The organism is Acidiferrobacter sp. (assembly GCF_054609335.1).
Genome location: NZ_JBTRWP010000023.1, coordinates 17,911 through 41,088 on the forward strand (window position 1 = coordinate 17,911; position 23,178 = coordinate 41,088).

Below are 23,178 nucleotides of genomic sequence, written 5' to 3' on the forward strand. Positions count from 1 at the left end.
CGTGGGACATAAAGTGGATTTCGTGTGTCGCGCGTGCCGTTACGAGGAGCGGGATTTGGGTGTCGGGCGCGGCCGCAGGCCTTGGCCCATGTTGCGCCTGTTTCGGTGTGACAACTGCCATTCGGTCGGCAGCACCTGGGTCGACGAGGATGGCGTGGCGCGCTGCAGTCTCTGTTACCACAAGGATATCGCGCTCCTGGCCGACGATATCGCGTCTATCGCCTGTCCAAAGTGCGAGGAGCGCGGGGTATTCACCCACCACTCCGGGGAGACCTGGGAGTGATCTAGCGAAGCTGTACGGGTTTTTTCAGTTGCTGGCTTGCAAAGACTTCGAGGTCGGCCAGAAGCTCGTGGTCGCTGTTGCGTACCCAGTGGTCAGTGGCGGCATCGTAGTCGTAGTGAAAGCCCCCGGCGCGGGCTGCAAGCCAGATCTGTTTGAGCGGCCGCTGTTTATTGATCACGATATGCGAGCCGTCTGGGAATTCGAGCGTCAGGATCTCGCCTTCGGTCTCAAAATCGATATCCGGGGCGTGGGTCTCGATGGCCTGTTCGATGTGCGCAAGCGTCGCCCGCACCCGTGCCTCGTAGTCATGGTCATCTAGCATTGGCGGCTCCTTCGTCGTCCATCGTGCGCCGTTCGTCTTGCGCCCCTCCCTTTGCGGCGGTGGGGGCGTGGATCATAGCGGGCATGCCCGGTGCATGGTAGCGGGCCTTGCGCCAAACAGCCAGATGGCGAAGGGCCCGGTGCCTGGAAACGACCCCTGGAAGCGTCCTGGGGCCCGCCCGTCCGCGCCCTTGAGTCGGGCCCACTTTACCCACTATTCTTGGCAGCATGACAAAAAAGATCCTTATCCTGGGCGGCTATGGCACCTGCGGGCGCCGGATTGCCGAGATCCTCATGCAAGAGCCGGGGGCCGAGTGTGTCATCGGCGGCCGCGACGCCGCCCGTGGTCAGGCCTTGTCGGCCACGCTCGGTATCCCGTTTGTGACGGTCGACATCCAAAGGCAGGCGTCTTTGAATGCCGCCTTGGACGGTGTCTTCGCCGTCGTAAACACCTGCGGGCCGTTTCGCGCCCACGATTACGTGGTGGCCGAGCGCTGCGCACGCCGCGGCGTGCATTATGTCGACATGGCCGACGAGACCTCCTATATACTGGGTATCCAGGGCCTTTCGGGGCGCGCGGTCGAGGGCCAGGTGTCGCTGGTGTCGGGGGCGGGATCGGGCCTCGCTTTTTCCTCGATACTAGCCGCCGCCATCGCCCCCGGATTCGATACGATCGCGGACATCGAGATCGCGACCCTGTCCGGCAATCGCAATCCGCGGGGGCTTGCGAGCATGCAGGCGCTGCTTGCGGCACAGGCGCGCCGGGCGCGAATTTTTGAGGGGGGCGCGTGGCAAGAGGTGCCGGGTTACACGAGAGGCCGCACCGTGGCCCTCCCGGAACCGTTCGGACGCCGCCGCCTTTACGTGGCCGATGCCCCCGAGATCGAGATCCTGGGCAGGCGCTACGGCGCCGGGGTCACGTATCGCACCGGGCTTGAGCTTGCGGTCTTGAATCGCGCGCACGCCTGGCTCGGTTCCCTGAGCCGGTTGGGCGTGATCGCCGACCCGGCGCGGTATGCCAAGGGCCTGTACGCGGTGCAAAAGGGGCTGCGGCGCTTCGGTAAGGCGGCATTTGGATTGCGCGTCGTGTTGCGCGGCCAGCGGGGCGGCGGGCCCTTTATGCGCAGCGCCGCTCTTGTGGTCTGCGAGGACGGGCTTTCGACCTTGTGCTCGCCGGCCGTGGCGCTCGTACGCAAGTGGATGGCGGGCGGCGGGGAGCCGGGCGCCTTTCCCTGTTCCGGTGTTCTCACTTTGGCGGATATGACGCGCGAATGGGCGACGCAGCAAGTGGTGTTACAGCTTTCGTGATGGCGCGCGCCCTCGTTTTCATGGTGGTTCTGGCGCTTGCTGCGTGCGGCAAAACGGGCCCGCTCTACCTGCCGCCTGCAAGGCCCGCCGCGCCCCCGGCCGCGCATCATGGCGCGGGGCCGCACTCGTGAGCGCCTTTGATTATCGGGACGATCAGCTCTTCGTCGAGGATGTGGCGCTTGCGGAGATCGTGAGTGCAGCCGGGTCCCCCTGCTACGTCTACAGTCGCCGGACCCTGGTCGATGCCTACCAAGCGTTCGCCGACGCCCTCGGGGACCGGCCGAGCCTCGTTTGTTATGCCGTGAAGGCCAACGGCAATCTGGCTCTGCTTGCGACCTTGGCGGATCTCGGGGCGGGCTTCGATATTGTCTCGCAGGGGGAGCTTGAGCGGGTCTTGGCGGCCGGTGGTGATCCGGCGCGCATCGTCTTCTCGGGGGTCGGCAAGACCGAGGCCGAGATGCGTCGTGCGCTCCAAGTCGGGATCCGCTGCTTCAATGTCGAGTCTGCGGCCGAGCTTGCCCGGCTCGAGCAGGTGGCGGCGGCGCTCAAGGTGCGGGCGCCAGTGTCCTTGCGCGTGAATCCGGACGTCGACGCCAAGACCCACCCCTATATCGCCACCGGGCTCAAGGAAAACAAGTTCGGGATACCGCTTGCCGAGGCCGCGGCCTGTTATGCGCGCGCGCACGAATACCCTCATCTCGCCTTTATCGGTGTCGACTGTCACATCGGTTCACAATTGACCGATTTGCGGCCCTTTGCCGACGCCTTGGACCGCGTATTGCCAGAGGTTGTGCGTTGGCGGCGCGCCGGCCTTGCGCTATCTCATATCGATGTCGGCGGGGGGCTTGGAATACGCTACCGCGATGAGCGTCCGCCCACGATCCCGGCCTATGTCGCGCTGGTCCTGGAGCGGCTTGCATCGCACGGGCTCGAGGACGTGGAACTCGTCCTCGAGCCTGGGCGGGCGCTGGTGGCGGCCGCGGGGCTGCTTGCAACCCGTGTCGAATATATCAAAGACACCGAGAGCAAGCGCTTCGCCATCGTCGATGCCGGCATGAACGACTTGATACGGCCGGCGCTCTACGGGGCCTGGCAAAACGTGATCCCTGCGCGCAGGCGCCCGGGCCCCGTACGCGAATATGACGTCGTGGGGCCCGTATGTGAAAGCGCCGATGTCTTCGGGCGGGGCCGGTCCCTCGCGATAGAGCCCGGTGACATCCTGGCGATTGCCGAGGCCGGGGCCTATGGTTTCACCATGAGTAGCCAGTACAACGCCCGCCCGCGCCCGGCCGAGGTCCTCGTCGACGGCGCGCATTTTCATGTCGTGCGTGAGCGCGAGACCTATGAGGATCTCATGCGCGGTGAGCGCATAGTGCGTAAGGCGCAGTGGTCATGAAGGGCGCGGCCGCCGGGCAGCGTTTCGTCAAGATGCATGGCCTGGGCAACGATTTCGTTGTCCTGGATGCAGTGACCGGCACCCCCGACCTCGCGCCCGAGCGCATCCGCCGGATCGCTGATCGCCATTTCGGGGTCGGCTGTGATCAGGTCCTCGTGATCTTGCCGAGCAGCGAGCCGGGCGTCGATTTCGGATATCGCATCTTCAACGCCGATGGCGGCGAGGTGCAGCAGTGTGGGAATGGGGCGCGATGCTTCGCGCGCTATGTGCGCGACGAGGGTCTGAGCGCCAAAGAGACCCTCACTGTGCGCACGGCAGGCGGCATCATCACCCTCGCCGTCCAGGACGATGGGGATGTGGTCGTGAACATGGGTTTTCCGCGCTGGGACCCGGCGGTTGTGCCGTTTGTGGCCGAGCGCGCGCAGCGTCTGTACACCCTTGACGTGGGCGGACGCGCGGTGGAGGTGGCCGTGCTGTCGCTTGGCAATCCCCACGCCGTGCAGGTGGTGGAGGATGTCGAGCGCGCCCCGGTGGCCGTCCTGGGTCCCTTGATTGAGCGTCATGCCCGCTTCCCGGAGGGCGTGAACGTGGGCTTTATGCAAATCCTTGGTCGGCGCACCATACGACTGCGCGTCTATGAGCGCGGCGCAGGCGAGACGCTCGCGTGCGGATCAGGGGCCTGCGCGGCGGTGGTGGCGGGACGTGAACAGGGCTTGCTGGACGACGACGTCGAGGTCCATTTGCGCGGGGGGAGACTTACCGTCCGCTACGACGGCGCGGGGCCTATATGGATGCGCGGCCCGGCCGAGCGCGTGTATGAGGGGCGGTTGAGCGAGCAGGGGTGAGGCCGTGAAACAGTCGAGCGAAGAACTGTCGTGGGAAGAGGGGGTGGCGCGCTATCTGCGTAATAACCCGGATTATTTTGAGCGTCACGAGGATCTCCTGGAGGTCCTGCGCATCCCACACAAGGGCCGCGGGCAGGCGGTTTCGCTGCTGGAGCGCCAGGCTGCTGTGTTGCGCGAGCGCCTCGCCGCCAAGGATCGCGAGCGCCAGAGTTTCCTGGCCGCGGCGCGGGAAAACGAGGCGCTCGCCGAGAGGTTGCATAAGCTTGCCGTAGCCTTGATCGACGCCGCTTCCCTGGACGACGTATTCGGTAGTGTCTATGACCTGGGGCGTAACCAGCTGAAGCTCGATGCCGTGACGATCCTTTTGGGGGTGGATGGCGGCCCCCTGGGCGGACGGCCGGAGTTTGTGGCACCCGATGATGGCCGGCTGCGGCGTGCCCAGGCTTTGTCCCGCGAGCGGCCCTTGTGCGGGCCCAAGGCGGTTCTGGCCGAGGTGCGTGGCCTTTTGGGGCCCGATGAGGCGCGGATCGGGTCGGTGGCGCTTGTGCCTTTGCGCGACCCGGTACGTTCCGGGCTCCTGCTTTTCGGGAGCCACGACCGCGAGCGTTTCCCGGCGGGCGTGGGGACGATGTACTTGGGCCGACTCGGCGAACTTGTGATGCGCGCCGTGGCCCAACAGCTGGATCGCGCCTGATGGCGGACAGCTGGGCCGAGGCGATATCGCGCTGCCTCGAGCGGCTGGCCTACGAGCGGCGGTATTCGGACCGTACGCTGGCCGCTTACGCCCGCGATCTCGATGCGCTCGCCCGTTTTGCACGGACGCAGGGCTGCGAAGGCCCGGGGGGCATGACCGTCGAGGCCGCGCGACGCTTTGTCGCGACCTCAAGCCGCGCGGGTTTGGGTGGTCGCAGCATAGCGCGCGCCTTGTCGGCGGCCCGCACCCTTTATCGCGAGCTTGGTTTGCACGCTAATCCGTTTCGTGGGGTCAAGGCACCCCATACCCCCCGCTCCCTACCGCAGGATCTGACGGTGGACGCCCTCCAGGGCCTTCTGGCGCAGACCCCCGCGGGGGTCCTCGAGACCCGCGATATGGCCATGGTCGAGCTCCTCTATGGCGCCGGCCTGCGCCTGTCCGAGCTCGTGGGACTACGCCTCACCGACCTCGATTTCGCTCAGGGTCTCGTGCGGGTCACGGGCAAGGGGCGGCGCGAGCGCCTTGTACCCATGGGGCGCGCCGCCCAGGCCGCCCTGAAGGTCTGGCTGCCGCTGCGGCCGGGGGCCGATCCCTTGGGGTCCCTGTTCCCGGGGCAAAGTGGGCGGCCACTTTGCGCGCGTACAATCCAAAAGCGGCTTGCGCTCTTTGCCCGCACCCGCGGCCTTGCCATACCCCTGCATCCGCATATGCTGCGCCATTCGTTTGCGAGCCATATCCTGCAATCGAGCCAGGACCTGCGGGCTGTGCAGGAACTCCTTGGGCACGCACATTTGAGCACCACCCAGATCTACACCCATCTCGATTACCAGCAATTGGCCCGTGTCTACGATGCGGCCCACCCCAGGTCCCGAAAGAAGGCGCGTTGAAGCGGGCCTAGCCCTTGTGCTAGCGTGTCCCGTCGTTATGACTACCTGGGGAGGGGGTTTATGACGGGAAGAGATGGCGAGACGCCGCGCCTGGTGCGCGCCGCCAACTACTGTGGGCCGGATCGCAGACGTTCCGTGCGGCGCCGGCAAGGCGATCGGCGCGCCGTGATCCGCTGGGAGCCTGATCGGGGTGGCCGGCGCCAGAACGAGGGCCGCCGGGCCGTGGACAATCGCTTCCTTTATCGCTGACCGCCTCTTGCCTTTAACGGGGCGCGCCTCCACATGGAGGTATCGGCCTTAAGGTGGGAGGTAACGTTGGAACAATTTCACGGCACGACTATCCTGTCGGTGCGCCGCGACGGACGCGTTGTGATCGGCGGCGACGGCCAGGTCACGGTGGGTCACACCATCATGAAGGCCAATGCGCGCAAGGTGCGCAGGCTGTATCGGGATTCGATTGTGGCCGGATTCGCCGGCGGAACCGCTGACGCCTTCACGCTGTTCGAGCGTTTCGAGGCCAAACTTGAGCAGCATCAGGGCCATTTGACCCGCTCGGCCGTCGAACTCGCCAAGGACTGGCGGACCGACCGGCTGCTGCGCCGTCTGGAGGCGCTGCTCGCGGTCGCGGACAAGGACACGTCGCTCATCTTGACCGGCAATGGCGACGTCATAGAGCCCGAGGACGGACTCATCGCCATCGGCTCGGGCGGTCCCTACGCGCAGGCCGCCGCCCGCGCCCTGCTCGCCCACACCGATCTTCCGGCGCGCGACATCGTCGAACGCGCGCTGCATATCGCCGGAGACATCTGTCTCTACACGAATCACAATCTAACGATAGAAGAATTGGGACGGGCCTGATGTCGGAGATGACGCCACGCGAAATCGTCCAGGAACTCGACCGCCACATCGTCGGTCAAGGGGCGGCCAAGAGGGCGGTAGCCATCGCGTTGCGTAATCGCTGGCGGCGCGCGCAGGTGCAGGACGTGGATCTGCGCATGGAGATCACCCCAAAGAACATCCTCATGATCGGTCCGACCGGTTGCGGCAAGACCGAGATCGCTCGTAGGCTCGCGCGGCTAGCCCACGCGCCTTTTCTGAAGGTAGAGGCCACCAAGTTTACCGAGGTAGGCTATGTCGGGCGCGATGTCGATTCAATCGTGCGCGATTTGGCAGAGATCGCAGTCAAAATGATGCGCTCGCTGGAAGTTGAGCGGGTCCGCGCCAAGGCCGAAGATGCGGCCGAGGAGCGGGTCTTGGACGCGCTCATCCCGCCTACGCGCGAGAACGCCTACTCGCTCACCCGCACCGAGCATGACGGCGGTGCCGCACGTCAGCGCTTCCGGGCGCGGCTGCGCGCCGGCGAACTTGACGACACCGAGATCGAGATCGAACTGCGCGCCGCGCCCTCTGGCGTCGAGATCTTCGCGCCCCCCGGCATGGAGGAGATGACGAGCCAGCTCCAGGGTATGTTCCAGAACCTCGGTACAAGGCAGACCAAGATGCGTCGCCTCAAGGTTCGCGAGGCCATGAAGCTCTTGACCGAGGAGGAGGCGGCGCGGCTCGTCAATGAAGACGACATGAAGGCACGGGCAGTGGATCTAGTCGAGCAGCACGGCATCGTCTTCATAGACGAGATCGACAAGATCGTGGGGCGTGCGGAGACCCAAGGGGCGCAAGTCTCGCGGGAGGGGGTTCAGCGGGATCTTCTGCCCCTTATCGAGGGGTCCACGGTGTCCACGAAATACGGCATGGTGCGCACGGACCATATTCTGTTCATCGCCTCGGGGGCCTTCCATGTCGCGCGGCCGTCCGATCTCATACCGGAATTGCAGGGCCGGCTCCCGATTCGTGTGGAGCTCGATGCTTTGACCGCCGATGACTTCGAGCGCATCCTGAAAGAGACCCACGCCTCGCTCACCGAGCAATATGCGGCTTTGCTTGGCACCGAAGGCCTCACGCTCGATTTTAGGCCGGACGGCATCCGCAGGATCGCCGAACTTGCCTTCCAGGTGAATGAGCGTACCGAGAACATCGGCGCCCGGCGCCTCCATACCCTCATGGAGCGGCTTTTGGAGACCGTCTCCTATGAGGCCCCCGACAAGAGCGGAACCGCGGTCGCGATCGACGCCGCCTATGTCGATCTGCATCTCGCGGCGCTCGCCGGTAACGAGGATCTGGCCCGCTACATTCTGTGAGACCGGCATCGCCGCGTCGCCGCAGCGATGCCGGGCTTGGGTCGCAGGCACGTTACGAGGCGGCGGCCTCGCTCGGCGTCTGCGGCGCCTTCAGCAAAGGCACCTTTATGAGGTCGAGCAGCAGCACGTAGACGACCGTGAAGGCAAGCAATAGGCCGATATCGGACCACGCGACTTTAGCCATCCCGAAGACCCCGAAATGCGCGAGCAGGGACACCATGACGACGTCACTTGCGATCGCGAGCATCAGATAGCCGCCGGGGCGCGAAGACCACATGTAGGAGCGCTCGCGAACGAGCAGGACGTTGGATAGACCCGAGTACACGAGACCGAGGAAGCTCAAGGTACGCAGTTCCGGGATCGGCAGACCCAAGACGTCCTTGCCGACGCCAAACACGGCGAAGATGTAGGCGAGCCAGGCGGCGGCAATGATGAGCGAGGTCTTGATGAGCATCCGCACATTCCAGACGTCTGGTTCCGGGGATATCCGCACGTTGTCGTTGGCAATCGACATCGTCACGAAGTCGTTGGCAAAGAGCAGCAGCAGCACGAGCAGTGGCGTCACGACGAAGTGCCGGAATATGATGAGTCCGAGGCTCAGGAACACCGCCACCTGGATAGTCTTCACGATCTTGTTCAGCGTATAGGTCAAGAGCCTCTGATAGACGCGGCGCCCCGTCTTGACTGCCTCCACTACGCCTTTCAGCCCCGAGTCCGTAAGTACCATGCTGGCCGCCGCCTTGGCGACGTCGGTGGCGGTCGAGACCGCGATCCCGACCTCCGCCTGTTTCAGGGCCGGGGCGTCATTGACCCCGTCGCCGGTCATGCCGACAGTGTGTCCGATGTTCTGGAAGGTCTGCACCAAGTGGAATTTGTCTTCCGGGTAGACTCCGGCGTAGATGTCGCAGATGGCGCCCTTCGCGATTTCTTCGCGGCCGCCGATGACGGCGCCTTCCATCCCAAGCTCGGCGGCCACCACGCGCGCTGTGGCCATGCTGTCGCCTGTCACCATGCGTACCCGTACGCCGAGCTTCTTCAGTTCGGCGATGATGGCGCGCGCCTCGGGGCGCGGCGGATCGGCGAGCGCGATCAGGCCCTTGAAGGCGGGCACGGCGCCATCCGGCCCGGCAGCCACCCCGAGGACGCGGGCGCCGCTGGCTGCCAGGTCACTGATCGCGCCTTCCCAAAATGTACCCTCGACACCGGCTAGCGTCGCGACCACGTGCGGGGCGCCCTTGATCGCCCGCCACACGACGCCGTCGCGCGTGAAGGTGGCCTCGGAGCGCTTGGTGGCGGGATCGAACGGCGTGAAGCCAGTTTTTTCGGGGACCGCGTTCCCGCTTTCGCGGAGGCGTGCGAGGATGGCTGTATCCAGAGGGTCTTGCGTGCGCTCGTCGCTTGCGAGCGCCCCCATGAGTAGCAGGTCCCCGTCGTCCACCCCATCTGCGGCCTGCATTCCCGAGAGCGTGAGTTCATTGAGTGTCAGGGTGCCAGTCTTGTCGCTGCAAAGTTCATTCATCGCCGCCGATTCCTCGATGGCGGCAAGGCGCGTGAGGAGCACGCCTTTACTCGAGAGGTCGAGGGAGGCTACGGCGCTTGTCAAAGTGAAGGTGGCGGTGAGCGCCACCGGCACCGAGGCGACGAGCAGGATCAGCGCGAAGGGCATGACCTTCAGGAGTGAAAGCCCGGTGAGTCCCGCGTAGATCAGGATCGCGACTACCAGGGCACCGTCCATGAGCAGCAGGTAGCGCATTATGGACATGACGAGGGCCTCGGCATGCCCGCGGCTGCCAGCGCCGCGCATCAATTCCGCGGTCTTGCCGAAGAAGCTCTGGCTTCCGGTCGCCGTCACGGTCCCGCTCGCCTCGCCGCGACGCAGCACCGAGCCCGAATACACGTTCTCCCCCGGTTCGCGCTCTACCGGCACAGATTCCCCGGTCAAGGCCGACTGGTCGATCAGGACCTGCCCTTCGGATATCACGAGGTCCGCGGGTGCGAAGTCGCCTACCCGCAAGTGCACGTAGTCGCCAGGCACGAGTTCCGAGGATGCGAGCACTTGCCAGGTGCCGTCGCGCAAAACGCGCGCTTTGATCTGCAGGCGGGTCCTTAGCATGTTCAGGGCATTCTGCGCCTTTTGTTGATGCAGAAAACCCAAAAAGGCGTTGAATACCAGAAGAAACCCGATAATCAAAGCCTCTATACGATTGCCCATGATGAGCTCGAGCGCCAGTGTCACCTCGAGCATCCACGGCACGGGCCCCCAAAGTTTCTTGAAGAATAATCGCAGCGGGTTAGGCTTGTCCTCGGCGATCACGTTGGGCCCATGTTCGGCCAATAGCCGCGCCGCTTCGGCGCTCGTCAGTCCCTTGAGGTTCACGACATACCCGATCGCCTGGTCGTCCGCTGCCTTGCTCATCTCACCCCCTCGTGTCTTTGTGCTCCTGCCCCAGCCGTTTGCCCCTTTCCTAGACGCGCGGCTTCAAGTCAGACCGATCGCCACCCCGGTCGAGTTTGCGGTCGAACGTCTCCTTCAAGACCGCCTTGTGGACATCGCCTATGCTGAGCATGCCCACAAGCTTGCCGTCGGTGGCCACCGGGATGCGCCGGATCCTATGGGCGATCATGAGTGCCGCGGCGCGCAGTATTTCGTCGTTCGGCCCCACCGTCAGGACATTGGACGTCATGAACTCCGCGACCCGCTCGTCCAAGACGTCGTGAAACTCGCGGTCTAAATCGTCGAACTGTACGGACGCCATGAGCCGTATGGCATCATTGATCTTCGGGTACATGGCCCGCAGCACGTCTTTCTCGGAGATGACGCCGACGATCGTGCTGCCGTCCGTCACGACGGGTAGTCCGCTTATGTGATAGAAGCCGAGCAGGGTGGCGACATCGCGCAGCGCGCTGTCCGGGCCCACCGTCTTGATTTTCGTGGTCATGACATCTTTGACGAGCATGGTGTTCCTCCGCGGGCGATCGGGCGAGACCGGAGACGCCCAGGATCGAGTGATATGGTCATTCGATATATCCACGACTCCGAAAAAGCACGCAGTCCCGAGAGAGCTGATGGGGGCGCGTGCCTAGGGCTTAGGACTATAGGATGCGAGGGGCACTGCCGCAAGCGCGTGCCCGGGACGCATTTCGCAGTGGGAATCAAGGAGCCCTTATGCGAAGCGATAAGAATCGTCTATGAAGGAGACGGCACAGTGACGGGCCAATTATATAGAAACACGAGTAAGGGAAGAATGAATTGCGTTATGTCAGTGAAAGGCCACATAAAAATTCCAGGCCAAGGGGTGCTCGTGGTGCGCCTCGTCGTGCAGTATTTAAAAATATAATGGAAAAGCCTCATTAATGCGGACAATCGGCCGGTAAAAAAATCAAAAGACGTGAGACCCGAATCCAGGGCACTGGAGGGTGCCCGCCGGGCGCAGGAGGGGCGCTTGAGCGGCTCGCAGCTGGTCAAAAAAGCCACCCCCAGGGTGGCCTGCCAGGATGTGTTTTGTGCGTGGCCCAACGGCGCCGTTGGATACGTAGGCGCATGGGACAGCGAACGCGACCGCTTTGCACATCAGGAAGCGAGGGCCTTGAAATTGTGGCCCCGCGTACCCAAATGAAAGGCGTCGCCGGGAGAGCTTTCCCGGAAACCGTTAACATGAGGAGGTGGTTATCATGGCAGCTTTGATGCAGAGCCCGACCAACTCGGGTTGGACGCTTGTCAACGATGAACTCGACAATCTGCTCGAAGGCTTCTTCCGTCCACTGCGTCGCAGGACCGAGGGTGGGGCGACCGGCGTGGTGCCGGCTATGGACGTGACCGAGCGCGAGAACGAGTATCTCATCCGCATGGATATGCCGGGTGTAAATCGCGAGGATATCGATATCACGCTGGCTGAGGGTGTATTGACGATATGCGGTGAGGTCCGACGTCAGCACGAGGAGAGGTCGGGCGATCGCGTGATCCGCGAGGAGCGCTGCTATGGGAAGCTGTCGCGCAGCGTGCGTCTTGGGTCGCATATCGACGAAAAGAAGGTGACGGCGAACTACAAAGACGGTGTCCTCGAGCTTATGCTCCCGAAGGCCGAAGAGGTGAAGCCAAAGAAGATCAGCGTGGCCTGATTTTAGGCGCCGCGTTTGGGGGCCCCTGCGGGGGCCCCTGTTGTTTTGGGGGCCAAGAGGGTCGGGCGCGGCCCTCTTGGCGCGAGCGGCGGGCCGCGGCTGACAGGGCGCCTGAAATCGGGTACCTTGTGCCGCACTTATGCCGGAGAATCCCCGTGCCCTCGTCTTCGTCCATCGGCCTCTTGATCGAGGCGCTCCCCTATATCCGCAAATTCCAAGGCAAGACCTTCGTCATCAAATACGGGGGCAACGCCATGGTGGATCCGGTACTGAAGGACGGCTTTGCGCGCGACATCGTGCTTATGAAGCTGGTTGGCATGAATCCGGTCGTGGTCCATGGGGGCGGTCCCCAGATAGGCCAGTTGCTAGCACGTATCGGTAAGGAGAGTCGGTTCATACAGGGAATGCGGGTCACGGACCAGGAGACTATGGATGTGGTCGAAATGGTCCTAGGGGGGCTCGTCAACAAGGAGATCGTGCACCTGATCAACCGTCACGGTGGCAAGGCGGTGGGTCTGTCCGGCAAGGACGGGGCTATGATCAGGGCCCGCAAGCTCTCCTTGCGTCCCACGGCGGCCGATGGATTACCAAGTGAAATCATAGATATAGGGCATGTCGGCGAGGTTACGGGCATCGACGCAGAGCTTGTAAGCCTGCTCGATACCGGGGATTTCATCCCAGTGATCGCGCCGATCGGCATCGGCGACGACGGAGCGACCTATAATATCAATGCCGATCTCGTTGCAGGCTACCTAGCTGGGACCTTGCGCGCCGAGAAGCTGCTGTTGTTGACCAACACGGCGGGAGTTCTCGGGGCCGATGGCCAGCTCATGACGCGCGTGGATGCGGCCTCCACCGAGCGATTGATCGCCGAGGGGGTGATCCATGGGGGCATGCTGCCGAAGGTTCGCTGCGCCCTGGATGCGGTTGCCGCCGGGGTGGGCTCGGCGCACATAGTGGATGGGCGCGTGGAACACGCGGTGTTGCTCGAGGTCCTGACGGACGACGGTGTCGGCACCTTGATCCACGCCTGACAAGGGAGAGGGAGATGGATAAGTCGGCGATCGAGCGGTATTTTGCCGCCACGCCTATGCTAGCCGCGCTGTGTTCGCAAAACGGCTGGCCCGATAACGACAGTCTTGCAGTCGAGGTCCTGGAATACGGGTCCGAGGACGCCGTGTGCTCGGTGTCTTTCGAGGAGATCCTGGTCGAGGGCGCAGGCTGTGTGGCCGGGCGCGTACCCTGCTGGGGACGATTCCGTGTGCGATGGGACGCGACGGGCCGCATTGTGCATGCGGCGCGCGAGGCCTGACGGTGGCGCGCCCGCGCCGCGGCGAGCGTCGCCAGGAAATTCTGGAGACCTTGGCCCGCCTCCTCGAAGAGGTGCCAGGGGCATCGATCACGACCGCGCATTTGGCCTCGGCGGTCGGTGTGTCGGAGGCGGCCCTCTATCGGCATTTCCCGAGCAAGGCGCGCATGTTCGAGGCGCTCTTTGAATTCATCGAGGAGAGCCTGTTCACGCGCATCAACCGCATAGCCGCTGAGCCGCTCACGCCCGCCGCCAAGATCGGTCAAGTCCTGCGCCTCTGGCTTGCCTTCGCCGACAAAAACCATGGGCTGGCGTACCTGCTCCAGGGGGCGGTTCTGGCTGGGGAGCACGAACGTCTGCGCGACCGTCTGGCGCAGATCTATGAACGCGTCGAGACCCATCTGCGCCTCATCTTGCGCGACACCCAACTTGCTCCCCACCTGCCCGCGCCCTTGGTGTGCGCGCAGCTTTTGCTCGCAGCCGCCGACGGCCGCATTGCGCAGGCGGTGCGCACCCGATTTCGCGTCTCGCCGGTTGCCGAGTGGGAGGCCCAGTGGGCCCTTCTGAGGCGCGCGATTTTCGGTGACGGTGATGAGGTCACCTAGATCTTGGCGTGGGACTTAAGGCGGAGTGTTGTGGCCGCCCGCCCCGCGTCTTGATGAGGCTTGGCGCCGTGGCCACGCCAGGCCTTGCCGTAAGTGGGCGTCGCCGTCTCGCGCGCGACGAACTGGGAGAATCGGCTTTCGTGGCCGAAGGCGGTCTCGTCCTGGTCCAGCAAGGTGAGATGGCGTTCGTCGAAGGTCTCGGAAAAACGCTCCCATGAGATGAGCTCGGGGCGATTGTCCCCGCCGCGGTTGGGGAAATCGGCTCGCAACAGCCCTCCGCCTTCGCTCGTGGATGTCATGTGCGCGGGCTTGGGCCTCTGCGCCGTTCGATCCAGCGTTGGATCGGCGCATCGCTTCGGGTCCCTGTGTGCGACAGCAGCGTGACCCTGGGTGGCCTGAGGGCCCACAAAGGGGCGGTCTGGACCTTAAGGCGAAGGGGGCGTCCCGCAGACGGGGCAAGTCGGGTCCCTGCGGCGGCGGATGCGGCGGCTTTCCATCTCCTTGGCATCAAAGACCCAGAGATCGCGGGCAAGCGGCGTAGCGAGGCCGGCGATGACCTTGAGGGCCTCTGCCGCCTGCAAGGTGGCCAGGGCGCCCGCCACGGGGCCCAGGACCCCACGCTCGCTGCAGGGCTCGGCCTCTTCCTCGATCTCGGGGTAGAGGCAGCGATAGCAGCCGGCGGCCGCCTCTTTCGGGTCCACGACCAGAAGTTGCCCCGCCATGCGGATCACGGCCGCCGATACGAGTGGGATCCGGGCCTTGACGCAGACCTCGTTGACGGCGAAGCGGGTGGCGAAATTGTCGGAGGCGTCGCAGACAAGATCGACGTGGTCCACCTCTTCGGCAAGCCGCGTCCCCGACAGCCGCTCGGTAACGAGGCGTGCGCCTGAGTAGCCTAGGGACGCGAGCGTCGCGCCTGCCGCCTCGGTCTTGGGCAGGCCCACCTGACGATCGGCGTAGAGGATCTGGCGTGGCAAGTTCGATAGCGATACGAGGTCCGCATCGGCGAGCGTGAGTTCCTGAATGCCGCTGCGCGCAAGATAGAGGGCCACCGTCGAACCGAGACCCCCTAGGCCCACGATGAGGACCCGGGCGCGCCGAAGGCGCTCCACGCCCTCAATGCCCATTTCGGGCAAAAAGATGTGGGCGCTATGGCGCAAAAGTTCTCTGTCATCCATGCCAGATCCCTTCGGTCACGCGGGGGTGGCCGGCATAATCGTTATGTGTGGCCACGTCTCCGAAGTCCGCCTGTTTGAGCAGCATACGCAGTTGCGGGCCCTGCGCGTAACCATGTTCCACGAGTAGCCGGCCACCCGGCCTCAGGGCTCGCACGGCCCCCGGAATCAGCGCCGCGAAGGCCGTGAGCCCGTCTGTGCCCCCATCCAGGGCATCACGCGGCTCGTAGCGGAGCCCGTCACCGTCCAGGCAAGGATCAGCGCTTTCTATGTAAGGGGGGTTGGCCGCGATCAGGGTGCAGGAGTGAGCCTCGATGGCGTCGAGCCAGGACCCCGCCCAGAAAGCGACCTCGAGTCCCAGGGTGTGGGCATTGGCGCGCGCCACGGCCAGGGCCTTCGGGCTCCGATCACAGGCCGCCACGAAGGCGTCGGGGCTTTCCTTTTTGAGGGCGAGGGCAATGGCGCCCGACCCGGTCCCGGCGTCGATACAGCGATCGCCGCGGGCCAAGGTCCGGCTCAGCGCGCGTTCCACCAGGATCTCGGTCTCGGGGCGCGGCACGAGGACGTCGGGGGTGATCTTGAGCGGTAGCGACCAGAATTCGGTATGGCCCACGAGATAGGCCAGGGGCTCGCCGTTTTGGCGCCTCAGCATGAGTTCGCGCCAGCGTGCCGCGTCCTCGGGGCGCAGCGGTTCGGCGGCATCAGAGGCGAGCAGCTGCGCGAGCGGGCGTTGCAGGATGTGACAGCCGAGCGTCCAGACCTCTTGGATGGGGCAGCGATCCGGAGACCCGGGGGCGGGCCGGGTCGCCTGTGCGAGGAAGCCCCGTATGGTCGTCATTCGAGGGCGAGCGCGGCGAGCTGCTCGGTCTGGTCCTCGGCGATCAGGGCATCGATCAACTCGTCCAAGTCCCCCTCGAGGACGCGTTCAAGGCGGTACAAGGTGAGGTTGATGCGATGGTCCGTCACGCGCCCTTGAGGGAAGTTGTAGGTGCGAATGCGTTCGGAGCGATCGCCGCTACCCACGAGCTTGCGACGTGTGGCCGCCTCCTGTTCCTGCTTTGCGCGCATCTCTTGTTCCCGCAGGCGTGAGGCAAGGACGGACAGCGCGCGGGCGCGGTTTTTGTGCTGCGAGCGTTCGTCCTGGCATTCCACGACCATGCCGCTCGGGAGGTGGGTTACACGGATGGCCGAGTCGGTCTTGTTGACGTGCTGGCCGCCGGCGCCGGAGGCGCGGAAGGTGTCGATCTTGAGATCCGCCGGATTGATCGTGATCTCGCGTTCCTCCACCTCGGCCATGACCGCTACGGTGCAGGCCGAGGTATGGATGCGTCCTTGCGCTTCGGTGAGCGGCACGCGCTGGACTCTATGCCCCCCCGATTCAAATTTGAGTCGCGAGTAGACCGAGGGGCCGGCCAGGCGCGCGATGATCTCCTTGTAGCCGCCGTGCTCCCCGCCGCTCGCGTGCACGATCTCCATCTGCCAGCCGCGACGTGTCGCGTAACCTGCGTACATACGATAGAGATCGCCCGCGAACAAGGCCGCCTCGTCGCCGCCTGTGCCGGCACGGACCTCGAGGAAGATGTTGCGCTCGTCGTTGGGGTCGCGAGGCAGCATGAGGCGTTTTAGGTCCGACTCACAGTCCACGCGTGCCAAGCCGAGGGCCGCGATCTCCTCTTCGGCCATTGCCCGTACGCTCGGATCCGCATCCTGCAAGAGGGTCTGGGCGGCGCTCAATTGTTCCTCGGTTTGGCGCCAGGCCGCGAAGCGCTCCACGACCGGGGTGAGTTCCGCATGCTCGCGCGACAGGCGCCGGAAGCGCTCCTGATCCTGCGTCACGCGCGGGTCCGAGAGTTCCGCGGTCGTTTCCTCGAGCCGCGATGCCAGCCGCTCGAGCTTGGCCACGAGCGATGCCTGCATCACGAGGCCTTGTCGTCGAGGCGAAAGAGCGCGCGCGTAGCGCTGATGAGATCCAGCTCGCCGTCGGCGTTGGCCTCCCGCAAGGCCGTGCTTGGGCAGTGCATGAATTTATTCGTGAGGGCGTGGGCAAAGCGCAACAGGACCTCGTCGGCCGGCTCACCGCGTTCGAGCGCGCGTCGGGCCCTTTCCAGCTCGACGTCACGCAGCGCCTCGGTGGTGGCGCGTAGGGCGCGCACGGTCGGTACCGACTCAAGTGATCGCACCCAGCGCATGAACTCGATCACCTCGCTCTCGATGATCGTTTCGGCTTGGCGCGCCGCGGCTTGGCGCGACTCCATGTTTTCTTCAATGACGCCCTTCAGGTCGTCTATGGTGTAGAGATAGACATCCGACAGCTCTCCCACCTCCGGTTCTATGTCGCGCGGCACCGCCAGGTCGACCAGGAACATGGGACGGTGCTTGCGTGCCTTGAGCGCCCTTTCCACCGCGCCTTTGCCGAGCAGCGGCAAGAGACTCGCCGTGCAGGAGATGACGATGTCGGCGCTGCTCAGATAGTCGGGCATCTCGAGGAGCGAGATGGCCTCCGCCCCGTAGATGCCGCCCAGACTGCTGGCGCGTCCGATCGTGCGGTTGGCCACCACCATGCGCCGTATGCCCTGTTCTTTCAGATGACGCGCGGCCAGCTCAATCATCTCGCCTGCGCCTATGAGCAGCACAGTCTGGTCGGCGAGCCGGTCGAAGATGCGTCGGGCGAGGCTCACGGCTGCATAGGCCACCGATACCGCATTGGCGCCTATGGCGGTGTCAGTGCGCACCTGCTTTGCCACGGAGAAGGTGTGCTGGAACAAGCGGTTCAAGAGCTTGCCGGTGGTGCCGGCCTTGTGCGCGGCGGCGAACGCGCTCTTCATCTGGCCTAGAATTTGGGGTTCCCCGAGGACCAAGGAGTCGAGACCCGAGGCGACGCGGAAGGCATGGGCGACGGCGGTGCGGCCATCGTGGACATAGAGGTGCGGGCGCACGAGTCGCGGCGCGAGCTTATGGTAGTCGCAGAACCAGTCGATCAGCGACTCGTCAGACGGGTTGCGCAGGCCGCAATAGAGCTCGGTCCGGTTGCACGTGGAGAGGATGGTCGCCTCGCCCGCCCCGACTTCGGCTGCGGCATGGAGCGCGTCAGGCAGCGTTTGCAGGTCGAAGGCCGCCTGCTCACGCAATGCCACCGGCGCGGTTTTATGGTTGATGCCTAGTGCTACGAGGTGCATGGTCTTTGGACCGAGACGAAGATCCCCAAAGCCGGGCCGCCGCAACGGCCTCGATCGATATGACGGCGACCGCTAGCGCGGCCCGAATCGGATGGTGCGTGGCGCCACTCCACCCGATCGCGATCACCGCAATGTCGGTTAACGCCAGCAATACATATCCCAAGGATACCATAAACCCCGGAAAGTCACGGCGCATGAGGATGAGCGCGAAGGCAGCCCCGATCCCGAGCAGCGCCCCGAGGAACAGTTCGTCGGTCGCGCTGAGACCGTGGGCCGCCCATAAAAGGCCCCCCAAGAGGGCGGTGGCCATGAGCGGTTGGAGTCGGCCGAGGGGCGAGGTCTCGCGGGCGAGCGCCTCCTGTTGGCTCTCCAGGGCCGCCACGGTGAGTAACAGGAGGGCCGCGAGCAGCACCTGGCTTACCCAAGGGCCCAGGCCGATCGACGCCATGAGCCGCTGATTGCCCTCGACCCCCGCCGCCAGGAGCGTCACGAGGTCGGGACCGTGACCAAAAAAGCCCGACCACGCGGTGACATTCGGGAAGGCGCGCTCGGCGTCCATGAGGAAGGCGACGGCGCAGCCCGCCTGAAAGAGCAGGGCCATATAGGTCCCGGACAGGGTCCGGCGGCCGACTGCGTTGTCTCCGAGCGGGGCGAGCGCCGCGGCAAAGGGGAGCGCGCACGCAAGCCACGGCAAGGCCATGGCGAGCTGCCCGTGGCGCAGCCTTGGAATCGCCATCGGCGGATGGCTTACGAGGGCTGCCACGAACACCAAGACCGTGACCGCGCCGAGCAGCAAGGCGCCGACTGCGCCATAGGCGGGGCGTGACACGAGGCGGCCGGCACGCTTCTTTTGGATCAGCATGACGAAGAGCAGGGCATAGAAAAACACGGGGGCCGCCTGCGTTAGGCGTTCGTAGGGGCCTATGACGAGGCGTACCGGGCCTTCAAGGGCCAGCGGCCAGGAGACGCCGATCGCTGAAAACAGCACGCCTATGGCGGCCACCAGGATCAGGCCCGCGGCGAGGTCGGCGCGGCGCGCGAGCAGGAACGGGATCAGGCGGTCAGCGGCAAGGTATAACACCACGAAGGTGAGGAGCGCATGGGCGCCGTGGGCCGCCAGTCCCGCCCACACCAGGGCCAGAATGGCGCTCACGAAGAGACGTCCGAGGGTGTTGGCGGTGCGCAGCGTGGCGGGCGTGCGCAGCCGCATCTGCGCGATCGCGCCGACCGCGCCCAGGGTGGTGCCGGCCAAGAGGATCCACAGGAAGGCCGGGGCCCAGCCAAAGCGCAGGCCGAATGCCGCGCCCCCTAAGAGCATCGGGGTCCCAAGGACGCCGAAGTCGCGTAGTCCCGCCACGACTCCCGACTCTGCCCCGGCCGCAGGCTCTGTATTATACTGCGCGGAGTCCTCGGCGATCGCGACCGCGAGCCGCCCCAGGAAACGGTAGGCAAACGCCAGGACCGGGATGGCGATCAGGGGGAGCACAATCAGATTCATGGCGCAGGGCCTCCCGCAGGTTTTCGAAGAGCATAGACGCTCAAGGCTTCGGTGTGTCCCCATCATATCAGTGGCATGGAGTGTTATGACGCAGGGTTTGTGGCGAGCAGCGGCGTCGATGCTCGTAGTCGGCCTCTTGGCGGCATGCGCCACGGTCGCTCCGCCGCCTGTGGTCCACCACGTCGCGACCGCCCCATCCTCTAAAGCGCATCGCCAGGGTCGTCTCTTTTACCACGTCCTGCTCGGCGACATCGCCGGTCAACAGGGCCGTCTGGGCGCCGCGGCGCAGGCGTTTGGTGAGGCCGCGCGCGAGACCGGCAACCTCGGTCTTACCCGCCGCTCGACGCTCTTGTCGCTCTACGCGCGCCGTTATGCCCAGGCCCATTATTTGGCGCGCTTATGGCTCTCTTTGGCCCCCAAGAGCGCAAGTGCCCGCGAGGCCTTGGCTGATGCTGATCTGGGCTTGAATCGGACCCAGGCTGCTGTGCAGCAATTCGAGCGCGCCTTGGCGCAGGCGGCGGCCGCTCAGGGGTCGGCCGGCCGTGCCTTCGCGTTCGAGCATATCGCCACGCTCCTCTTGCGTCACAAGCGGGTCCCGCCGACCTTGATGGTCATGCAGGCCCTGACGCAGCGTTACCCCAAGGATCCGATCGGGGCGTATGCGCTTGCCGATTTGGCGCGGCAGGACCACGACCAGGCCACCGCGCTGCGGGCCATCGACGCGGCGCTTGCGCTCAAGCCCGACTGGGAGGGGGCGGCGGTCTTGAAGGCGCGCATCCTCTGGAGCGCCGCGCCGCGCCGCGCGCTCGCGTTTTCGGCACGGTTCCTGAAGAGCAACCCCAGCGCGACGCGTCTGCGCCTCGACTATGCGCGCCGGTTGGTGTCGCTGGAGTACTGGCATCGGGCACTCGCGCAGTTCCGGGTGATCGCCGCCGCCGCTCCGAACGATGCGCGGGTCTTGTATGCCGCGGGCCTGATCGCGCTGCGCAGCGATGACCTCGGGCTTGCGCGATCCTATCTGAAGCGCAGCCTGGCGCTCGCCCCCGGGGATCCACGCGCCGAACTGTATCTCGGTGAGATCGCCCAAAAGCAGAACCGCTTTGCGCGCGCCCATTATTACTATGCCCGTGTGGGCGCGCCCTATCGTTTTACCGCGTCGATGCGCGACGGGCTCATGTTGCTTCAGGAGTCGGCCCCGCGCCTCGCCTGGCAACGCCTCGCGCGCGTGGCCGCGCATACGCCCGCTCAGATCACGGCGCTGGCGCTCGCCCGCAACGAGGTCTTGATGGCCATGGGTCACTACGCCCAAGGTCTTGCGCTCTTGAAGGCGGTGACGCCCAAGAGCCCCCATCCCAACGTCCTGCTCTACGCGCGGGCCTTGGATGAGGAGAAATCCGGCGCGGTCGCCGCGGCGGAGCAGGATCTCGAGCACTTGGTGGCGGCCCACCCGCACAGCGCGGTCGCCTTAAATGCGCTCGGCTACACCTACATCAATCATCATCAGCATGAAAAGCGCGGCATGGCGTTGGTCCGCCGGGCGCTCGCCTTGGACCCGAAGAATCCGGATATTCTCGATAGCATGGGCTGGGCCTACTATCGCACGGGGCATCCGCGGCTGGCGCTTCCTTATCTGCGCCGGGCCTTCCTTCTGTCCCGTGACCCGACCATTGCCGCCCATCTGGGCGCCGCGCTCTGGCGGGCCGGGGAGCACGGCCGCGCCTTGCGTCTCTGGCGCGCGGCACTTACGAAGGCCCCGCATAATGCGGTGCTGAAGGCCGAACTCGCCAAGCACTCCGCCCTATGATGCGCCGGTGGATGGTCGCGGTCCTTGCGGTGTTTGTGGCCGGATGCGCGACTATGCCCAGGCCTGCGGTCCGCCACCCCCACAGGATATGGGTCGCGCACCGGGCCCGCATGGCGGCGATCCAGGCGTTCAGGGTATCGGCGGAGAGCGGCGTGCTCGCTGGCCGCCACGGCGGGACACTCATGTTGCGCTGGGTCGTGAGGCCCGCGGCCTACCAAATGACGGGCTTCGGCCCGTTTGGGCGTGTCATCTTCCGGTTGCGTGCGGGCCCCGCCGGGGCGCAGCTGCGCACCGAGCACGGACGTTTCCAGGGCACGAGCGCATCGCGCCTCCTCTGGCGCTTGACAGGCTGGCGCCTGCCGGTGGCGGGTCTGCGGTTTTGGATCCTCGGAATGCCCGCACCCGGACCCGTGGTGGAGCGCAAGCTCGATCGCCATGGGCTCCTCGCGTCGCTCAGGCAGGCCGGTTGGTCGATCCGTTATCGGAGTTATGGGCGGACTCCCAAGGGCCGGTTGCCGCGCTTTTTGACGCTGACCCGGGAAGGGGTCTCGGGGTCTGGCCGGATCGTGGTGAAGATCCGCATCGACCGGTGGCGCGTGACATGAAGGAAGCCCTGCCCGAGGTGTGGCCGGCCCCGGCCAAGATCAATCTTTTTTTGCATGTCGTGGGGCGGCGGCCCGACGGCTATCACGATCTCCAGACGGTCTTTCAGTTCATCGACTGGCAGGACGATCTGCGATTCACAGTCACCGACGATCGGGAGATCGCGCGTGATGGGGCCGTGGCGGGGATCGACGCGGACCGGGACCTCACGGTGCGCGCCGCGCGGTGTCTCCAGGAGGCCTCGGGGACCCGTCATGGGGCGCGCATCCACTTGACCAAGCGCCTGCCGATCGGTGGGGGCTTGGGCGGCGGCAGCTCAGACGCCGCCACAACCTTGCTTGCCCTGAACGCCCTCTGGGGGCTTTATTGGTCGCTGGAGCAGCTCGCGGATCTGGCCTTGAGTCTCGGTGCCGATGTCCCTGTGTTCGTACGCGGGAGCGCCGCGTGGGCCGAGGGGGTGGGTGAGCGCTTGAGTGCCATCGATCTGCCCGAGCCTTGGTATGTTGTCATCGTTCCGGACACCGCGGTGCTGACCGGCCCTGTGTTTGCTGCGCTTGATTTGACAGGCCTTGGGCGGCCCATCACAATACGCGACTTCCGTGCCGGGCAGGGAGATAATGACCTCGCGGCGGTTGTGCGCGCGCGCCATGGGGTAGTCGACGAGGCCTGGCGCTGGCTTGAGGCGTACGGGCGCGTACGCATGAGTGGGTCGGGCGCGTCGCTTTTCATTGAGGTGCCGGATACGGCCTATGGGCAAGACGTGGTAGCGGCCTGCCCGCCCCGTTGGCGTGCATGTCTCGCTCGCGGGCACAATACCCATCCCGTGCACGCGCGCTTGAGTTCGATCACGCATTGGGGTGTCGCCAAGCGGTAAGGCACCGGATTTTGATTCCGGCATTCCCAGGTTCGAATCCTGGCACCCCAGCCATTTTTAGTGGTACGGAACAGTTTTCAGTCGAT

At 65.2% G+C, this 23,178-nt stretch carries 26 protein-coding genes and 1 tRNA gene; 18 read left to right on the top strand and 9 right to left on the bottom strand.

Annotated features, from left to right (window positions below; genetic code table 11):
* Window position 1: 1 nt before the first annotated feature.
* Window positions 2-283 (top strand): hypothetical protein, encoded by a 282-nt coding sequence (locus ACYCTF_RS07785; RefSeq protein ID WP_461281974.1) that lies wholly within the window; start codon window positions 2-4, stop codon window positions 281-283.
* A 1-nt stretch (window position 284) separates the two neighbouring features.
* Here the strand turns inward: ACYCTF_RS07785 and cyaY are convergent, their stop codons facing one another.
* Entirely contained in the window at window positions 285-605 is a 321-nt protein-coding gene (cyaY, locus tag ACYCTF_RS07790; protein WP_461281973.1) for an iron donor protein CyaY, read from the bottom strand.
* A 227-nt stretch (window positions 606-832) separates the two neighbouring features.
* Here cyaY and ACYCTF_RS07795 point away from each other — a divergent pair, with 227 nt between their 5' ends.
* The 9 genes from ACYCTF_RS07795 to hslU all read left to right on the top strand — a co-directional run bounded on the left by ACYCTF_RS07795 (window position 833) and on the right by hslU (window position 7,929).
* The gene (locus ACYCTF_RS07795; protein WP_461284766.1) at window positions 833-1,912 is read left to right on the top strand and encodes a saccharopine dehydrogenase family protein; all 1,080 of its coding nucleotides are present in this window, start codon (window positions 833-835) and stop codon (window positions 1,910-1,912) included.
* The gene (gene lptM / locus ACYCTF_RS07800) at window positions 1,912-2,043 is read left to right on the top strand and encodes an LPS translocon maturation chaperone LptM (RefSeq protein WP_461284770.1); all 132 of its coding nucleotides are present in this window, start codon (window positions 1,912-1,914) and stop codon (window positions 2,041-2,043) included. Before ACYCTF_RS07795 ends, lptM begins: the two co-directional genes overlap by 1 nt.
* Window positions 2,040-3,308, top strand: a complete 1,269-nt coding sequence (lysA, locus tag ACYCTF_RS07805) for a diaminopimelate decarboxylase (protein WP_461281970.1) — start codon at window positions 2,040-2,042, stop codon at window positions 3,306-3,308. The genes lptM and lysA overlap by 4 nt, the downstream gene beginning before the upstream one ends.
* Window positions 3,305-4,153, top strand: a complete 849-nt coding sequence (gene dapF, locus ACYCTF_RS07810) for a diaminopimelate epimerase (protein ID WP_461281969.1) — start codon at window positions 3,305-3,307, stop codon at window positions 4,151-4,153. The genes lysA and dapF overlap by 4 nt, the downstream gene beginning before the upstream one ends.
* Window positions 4,154-4,157: 4 nt before the next feature.
* Complete coding sequence (locus ACYCTF_RS07815) at window positions 4,158-4,847, top strand: DUF484 family protein (protein ID WP_461281968.1); 690 nt, start codon at window positions 4,158-4,160, stop codon at window positions 4,845-4,847.
* Window positions 4,847-5,734: a tyrosine recombinase XerC gene (locus ACYCTF_RS07820; RefSeq protein WP_461281967.1), complete on the top strand. Its 888-nt coding sequence runs from the start codon at window positions 4,847-4,849 to the stop codon at window positions 5,732-5,734. The genes ACYCTF_RS07815 and ACYCTF_RS07820 overlap by 1 nt, the downstream gene beginning before the upstream one ends.
* A gap of 60 nt (window positions 5,735-5,794) precedes the next feature.
* Window positions 5,795-5,983: a hypothetical protein gene (locus tag ACYCTF_RS07825; protein ID WP_461281966.1), complete on the top strand. Its 189-nt coding sequence runs from the start codon at window positions 5,795-5,797 to the stop codon at window positions 5,981-5,983.
* Window positions 5,984-6,049: 66 nt separating this feature from the next.
* Window positions 6,050-6,592 carry an ATP-dependent protease subunit HslV gene (hslV, locus tag ACYCTF_RS07830; protein WP_461281965.1) on the top strand — a complete coding sequence of 181 codons (543 nt, stop codon included), beginning with the start codon at window positions 6,050-6,052 and terminating at the stop codon, window positions 6,590-6,592.
* Window positions 6,592-7,929, top strand: a complete 1,338-nt coding sequence (hslU, locus tag ACYCTF_RS07835; RefSeq protein ID WP_461281964.1) for an ATP-dependent protease ATPase subunit HslU — start codon at window positions 6,592-6,594, stop codon at window positions 7,927-7,929. Before hslV ends, hslU begins: the two co-directional genes overlap by 1 nt.
* Before the next feature lie 52 nt (window positions 7,930-7,981).
* Here hslU and ACYCTF_RS07840 read toward each other — a convergent pair whose 3' ends face one another.
* Together ACYCTF_RS07840 and ACYCTF_RS07845 are read right to left on the bottom strand one after the other, a co-directional pair.
* Window positions 7,982-10,345 carry a plasma-membrane proton-efflux P-type ATPase gene (locus ACYCTF_RS07840; protein WP_461281963.1) on the bottom strand — a complete coding sequence of 788 codons (2,364 nt, stop codon included), beginning with the start codon at window positions 10,343-10,345 and terminating at the stop codon, window positions 7,982-7,984.
* A 49-nt stretch (window positions 10,346-10,394) separates the two neighbouring features.
* Window positions 10,395-10,886 (bottom strand): CBS domain-containing protein, encoded by a 492-nt coding sequence (locus tag ACYCTF_RS07845; protein WP_461281962.1) that lies wholly within the window; start codon window positions 10,884-10,886, stop codon window positions 10,395-10,397.
* Between the two features lie 715 nt (window positions 10,887-11,601).
* Between ACYCTF_RS07845 and ACYCTF_RS07850 the strand changes: the two genes are divergently transcribed.
* The 4 genes from ACYCTF_RS07850 to slmA all read left to right on the top strand — a co-directional run bounded on the left by ACYCTF_RS07850 (window position 11,602) and on the right by slmA (window position 13,962).
* The gene (locus ACYCTF_RS07850; RefSeq protein WP_461281961.1) at window positions 11,602-12,048 is read left to right on the top strand and encodes an Hsp20/alpha crystallin family protein; all 447 of its coding nucleotides are present in this window, start codon (window positions 11,602-11,604) and stop codon (window positions 12,046-12,048) included.
* 149 nt (window positions 12,049-12,197) lie between these two features.
* Entirely contained in the window at window positions 12,198-13,082 is an 885-nt protein-coding gene (gene argB, locus ACYCTF_RS07855; protein WP_461282133.1) for an acetylglutamate kinase, read from the top strand.
* Window positions 13,083-13,096: 14 nt separating this feature from the next.
* Window positions 13,097-13,360 carry a hypothetical protein gene (locus tag ACYCTF_RS07860; RefSeq protein ID WP_461281960.1) on the top strand — a complete coding sequence of 88 codons (264 nt, stop codon included), beginning with the start codon at window positions 13,097-13,099 and terminating at the stop codon, window positions 13,358-13,360.
* 2 nt (window positions 13,361-13,362) lie between these two features.
* Window positions 13,363-13,962, top strand: a complete 600-nt coding sequence (gene slmA, locus ACYCTF_RS07865; protein ID WP_461281959.1) for a nucleoid occlusion factor SlmA — start codon at window positions 13,363-13,365, stop codon at window positions 13,960-13,962.
* Here slmA and ACYCTF_RS07870 read toward each other — a convergent pair.
* The 6 genes from ACYCTF_RS07870 to ACYCTF_RS07895 all read right to left on the bottom strand — a co-directional run bounded on the left by ACYCTF_RS07870 (window position 13,959) and on the right by ACYCTF_RS07895 (window position 19,811).
* Window positions 13,959-14,231, bottom strand: coding sequence for a hypothetical protein (locus ACYCTF_RS07870; protein ID WP_461284767.1), 273 nt, complete (start codon window positions 14,229-14,231; stop codon window positions 13,959-13,961). The two genes, slmA and ACYCTF_RS07870, sit on opposite strands and share 4 nt — an antisense overlap.
* Before the next feature lie 156 nt (window positions 14,232-14,387).
* A complete protein-coding gene (locus ACYCTF_RS07875) occupies window positions 14,388-15,140 on the bottom strand; it encodes a HesA/MoeB/ThiF family protein (RefSeq protein ID WP_461281957.1) in 753 nt (250 codons plus the stop codon).
* Window positions 15,133-15,975 (bottom strand): peptide chain release factor N(5)-glutamine methyltransferase, encoded by an 843-nt coding sequence (prmC, locus tag ACYCTF_RS07880; RefSeq protein WP_461281956.1) that lies wholly within the window; start codon window positions 15,973-15,975, stop codon window positions 15,133-15,135. Before prmC ends, ACYCTF_RS07875 begins: the two co-directional genes overlap by 8 nt.
* Window positions 15,972-17,054, bottom strand: a complete 1,083-nt coding sequence (gene prfA, locus ACYCTF_RS07885) for a peptide chain release factor 1 (protein ID WP_461282132.1) — start codon at window positions 17,052-17,054, stop codon at window positions 15,972-15,974. Before prfA ends, prmC begins: the two co-directional genes overlap by 4 nt.
* A complete protein-coding gene (hemA, locus tag ACYCTF_RS07890; protein WP_461281955.1) occupies window positions 17,054-18,313 on the bottom strand; it encodes a glutamyl-tRNA reductase in 1,260 nt (419 codons plus the stop codon). Before hemA ends, prfA begins: the two co-directional genes overlap by 1 nt.
* On the bottom strand, window positions 18,282-19,811 hold the full coding sequence (locus tag ACYCTF_RS07895) for a hypothetical protein (protein ID WP_461281954.1): 1,530 nt from the start codon (window positions 19,809-19,811) through the stop codon (window positions 18,282-18,284). Before ACYCTF_RS07895 ends, hemA begins: the two co-directional genes overlap by 32 nt.
* Window positions 19,812-19,896: 85 nt before the next feature.
* Here ACYCTF_RS07895 and ACYCTF_RS07900 point away from each other — a divergent pair, with 85 nt between their 5' ends.
* The 4 genes from ACYCTF_RS07900 to ACYCTF_RS07915 all read left to right on the top strand — a co-directional run bounded on the left by ACYCTF_RS07900 (window position 19,897) and on the right by ACYCTF_RS07915 (window position 23,146).
* Complete coding sequence (locus ACYCTF_RS07900) at window positions 19,897-21,615, top strand: tetratricopeptide repeat protein (protein WP_461281953.1); 1,719 nt, start codon at window positions 19,897-19,899, stop codon at window positions 21,613-21,615.
* Between the two features lie 11 nt (window positions 21,616-21,626).
* Window positions 21,627-22,220, top strand: a complete 594-nt coding sequence (gene lolB, locus ACYCTF_RS07905; RefSeq protein ID WP_461281952.1) for a lipoprotein insertase outer membrane protein LolB — start codon at window positions 21,627-21,629, stop codon at window positions 22,218-22,220.
* Window positions 22,217-23,092 (top strand): 4-(cytidine 5'-diphospho)-2-C-methyl-D-erythritol kinase, encoded by an 876-nt coding sequence (ispE, locus tag ACYCTF_RS07910; RefSeq protein ID WP_461281951.1) that lies wholly within the window; start codon window positions 22,217-22,219, stop codon window positions 23,090-23,092. Before lolB ends, ispE begins: the two co-directional genes overlap by 4 nt.
* Window positions 23,072-23,146, top strand: a tRNA-Gln gene (locus ACYCTF_RS07915). Before ispE ends, ACYCTF_RS07915 begins: the two co-directional genes overlap by 21 nt.
* The last annotated feature ends 32 nt before the right edge of the window (window positions 23,147-23,178 follow it).

Coding starts and splice junctions, on each gene's coding strand:
- cyaY (WP_461281973.1), bottom strand. CDS start 605: ATGCTAGATGACCATGACTACGAGGCACGGGTGCGGGCGACGCTTGCG.
- ACYCTF_RS07795 (WP_461284766.1), top strand. CDS start 833: ATGACAAAAAAGATCCTTATCCTGGGCGGCTATGGCACCTGCGGGCGC.
- lptM (WP_461284770.1), top strand. CDS start 1,912: ATGGCGCGCGCCCTCGTTTTCATGGTGGTTCTGGCGCTTGCTGCGTGC.
- dapF (WP_461281969.1), top strand. CDS start 3,305: ATGAAGGGCGCGGCCGCCGGGCAGCGTTTCGTCAAGATGCATGGCCTG.
- ACYCTF_RS07820 (WP_461281967.1), top strand. CDS start 4,847: ATGGCGGACAGCTGGGCCGAGGCGATATCGCGCTGCCTCGAGCGGCTG.
- ACYCTF_RS07825 (WP_461281966.1), top strand. CDS start 5,795: ATGACGGGAAGAGATGGCGAGACGCCGCGCCTGGTGCGCGCCGCCAAC.
- hslU (WP_461281964.1), top strand. CDS start 6,592: ATGTCGGAGATGACGCCACGCGAAATCGTCCAGGAACTCGACCGCCAC.
- ACYCTF_RS07840 (WP_461281963.1), bottom strand. CDS start 10,345: ATGAGCAAGGCAGCGGACGACCAGGCGATCGGGTATGTCGTGAACCTC.
- ACYCTF_RS07845 (WP_461281962.1), bottom strand. CDS start 10,886: ATGCTCGTCAAAGATGTCATGACCACGAAAATCAAGACGGTGGGCCCG.
- ACYCTF_RS07850 (WP_461281961.1), top strand. CDS start 11,602: ATGGCAGCTTTGATGCAGAGCCCGACCAACTCGGGTTGGACGCTTGTC.
- ACYCTF_RS07860 (WP_461281960.1), top strand. CDS start 13,097: ATGGATAAGTCGGCGATCGAGCGGTATTTTGCCGCCACGCCTATGCTA.
- ACYCTF_RS07875 (WP_461281957.1), bottom strand. CDS start 15,140: ATGGATGACAGAGAACTTTTGCGCCATAGCGCCCACATCTTTTTGCCC.
- prmC (WP_461281956.1), bottom strand. CDS start 15,975: ATGACGACCATACGGGGCTTCCTCGCACAGGCGACCCGGCCCGCCCCC.
- prfA (WP_461282132.1), bottom strand. CDS start 17,054: ATGCAGGCATCGCTCGTGGCCAAGCTCGAGCGGCTGGCATCGCGGCTC.
- hemA (WP_461281955.1), bottom strand. CDS start 18,313: ATGCACCTCGTAGCACTAGGCATCAACCATAAAACCGCGCCGGTGGCA.
- ACYCTF_RS07895 (WP_461281954.1), bottom strand. CDS start 19,811: ATGAATCTGATTGTGCTCCCCCTGATCGCCATCCCGGTCCTGGCGTTT.
- ACYCTF_RS07900 (WP_461281953.1), top strand. CDS start 19,897: ATGACGCAGGGTTTGTGGCGAGCAGCGGCGTCGATGCTCGTAGTCGGC.
- lolB (WP_461281952.1), top strand. CDS start 21,627: ATGGTCGCGGTCCTTGCGGTGTTTGTGGCCGGATGCGCGACTATGCCC.
- ispE (WP_461281951.1), top strand. CDS start 22,217: ATGAAGGAAGCCCTGCCCGAGGTGTGGCCGGCCCCGGCCAAGATCAAT.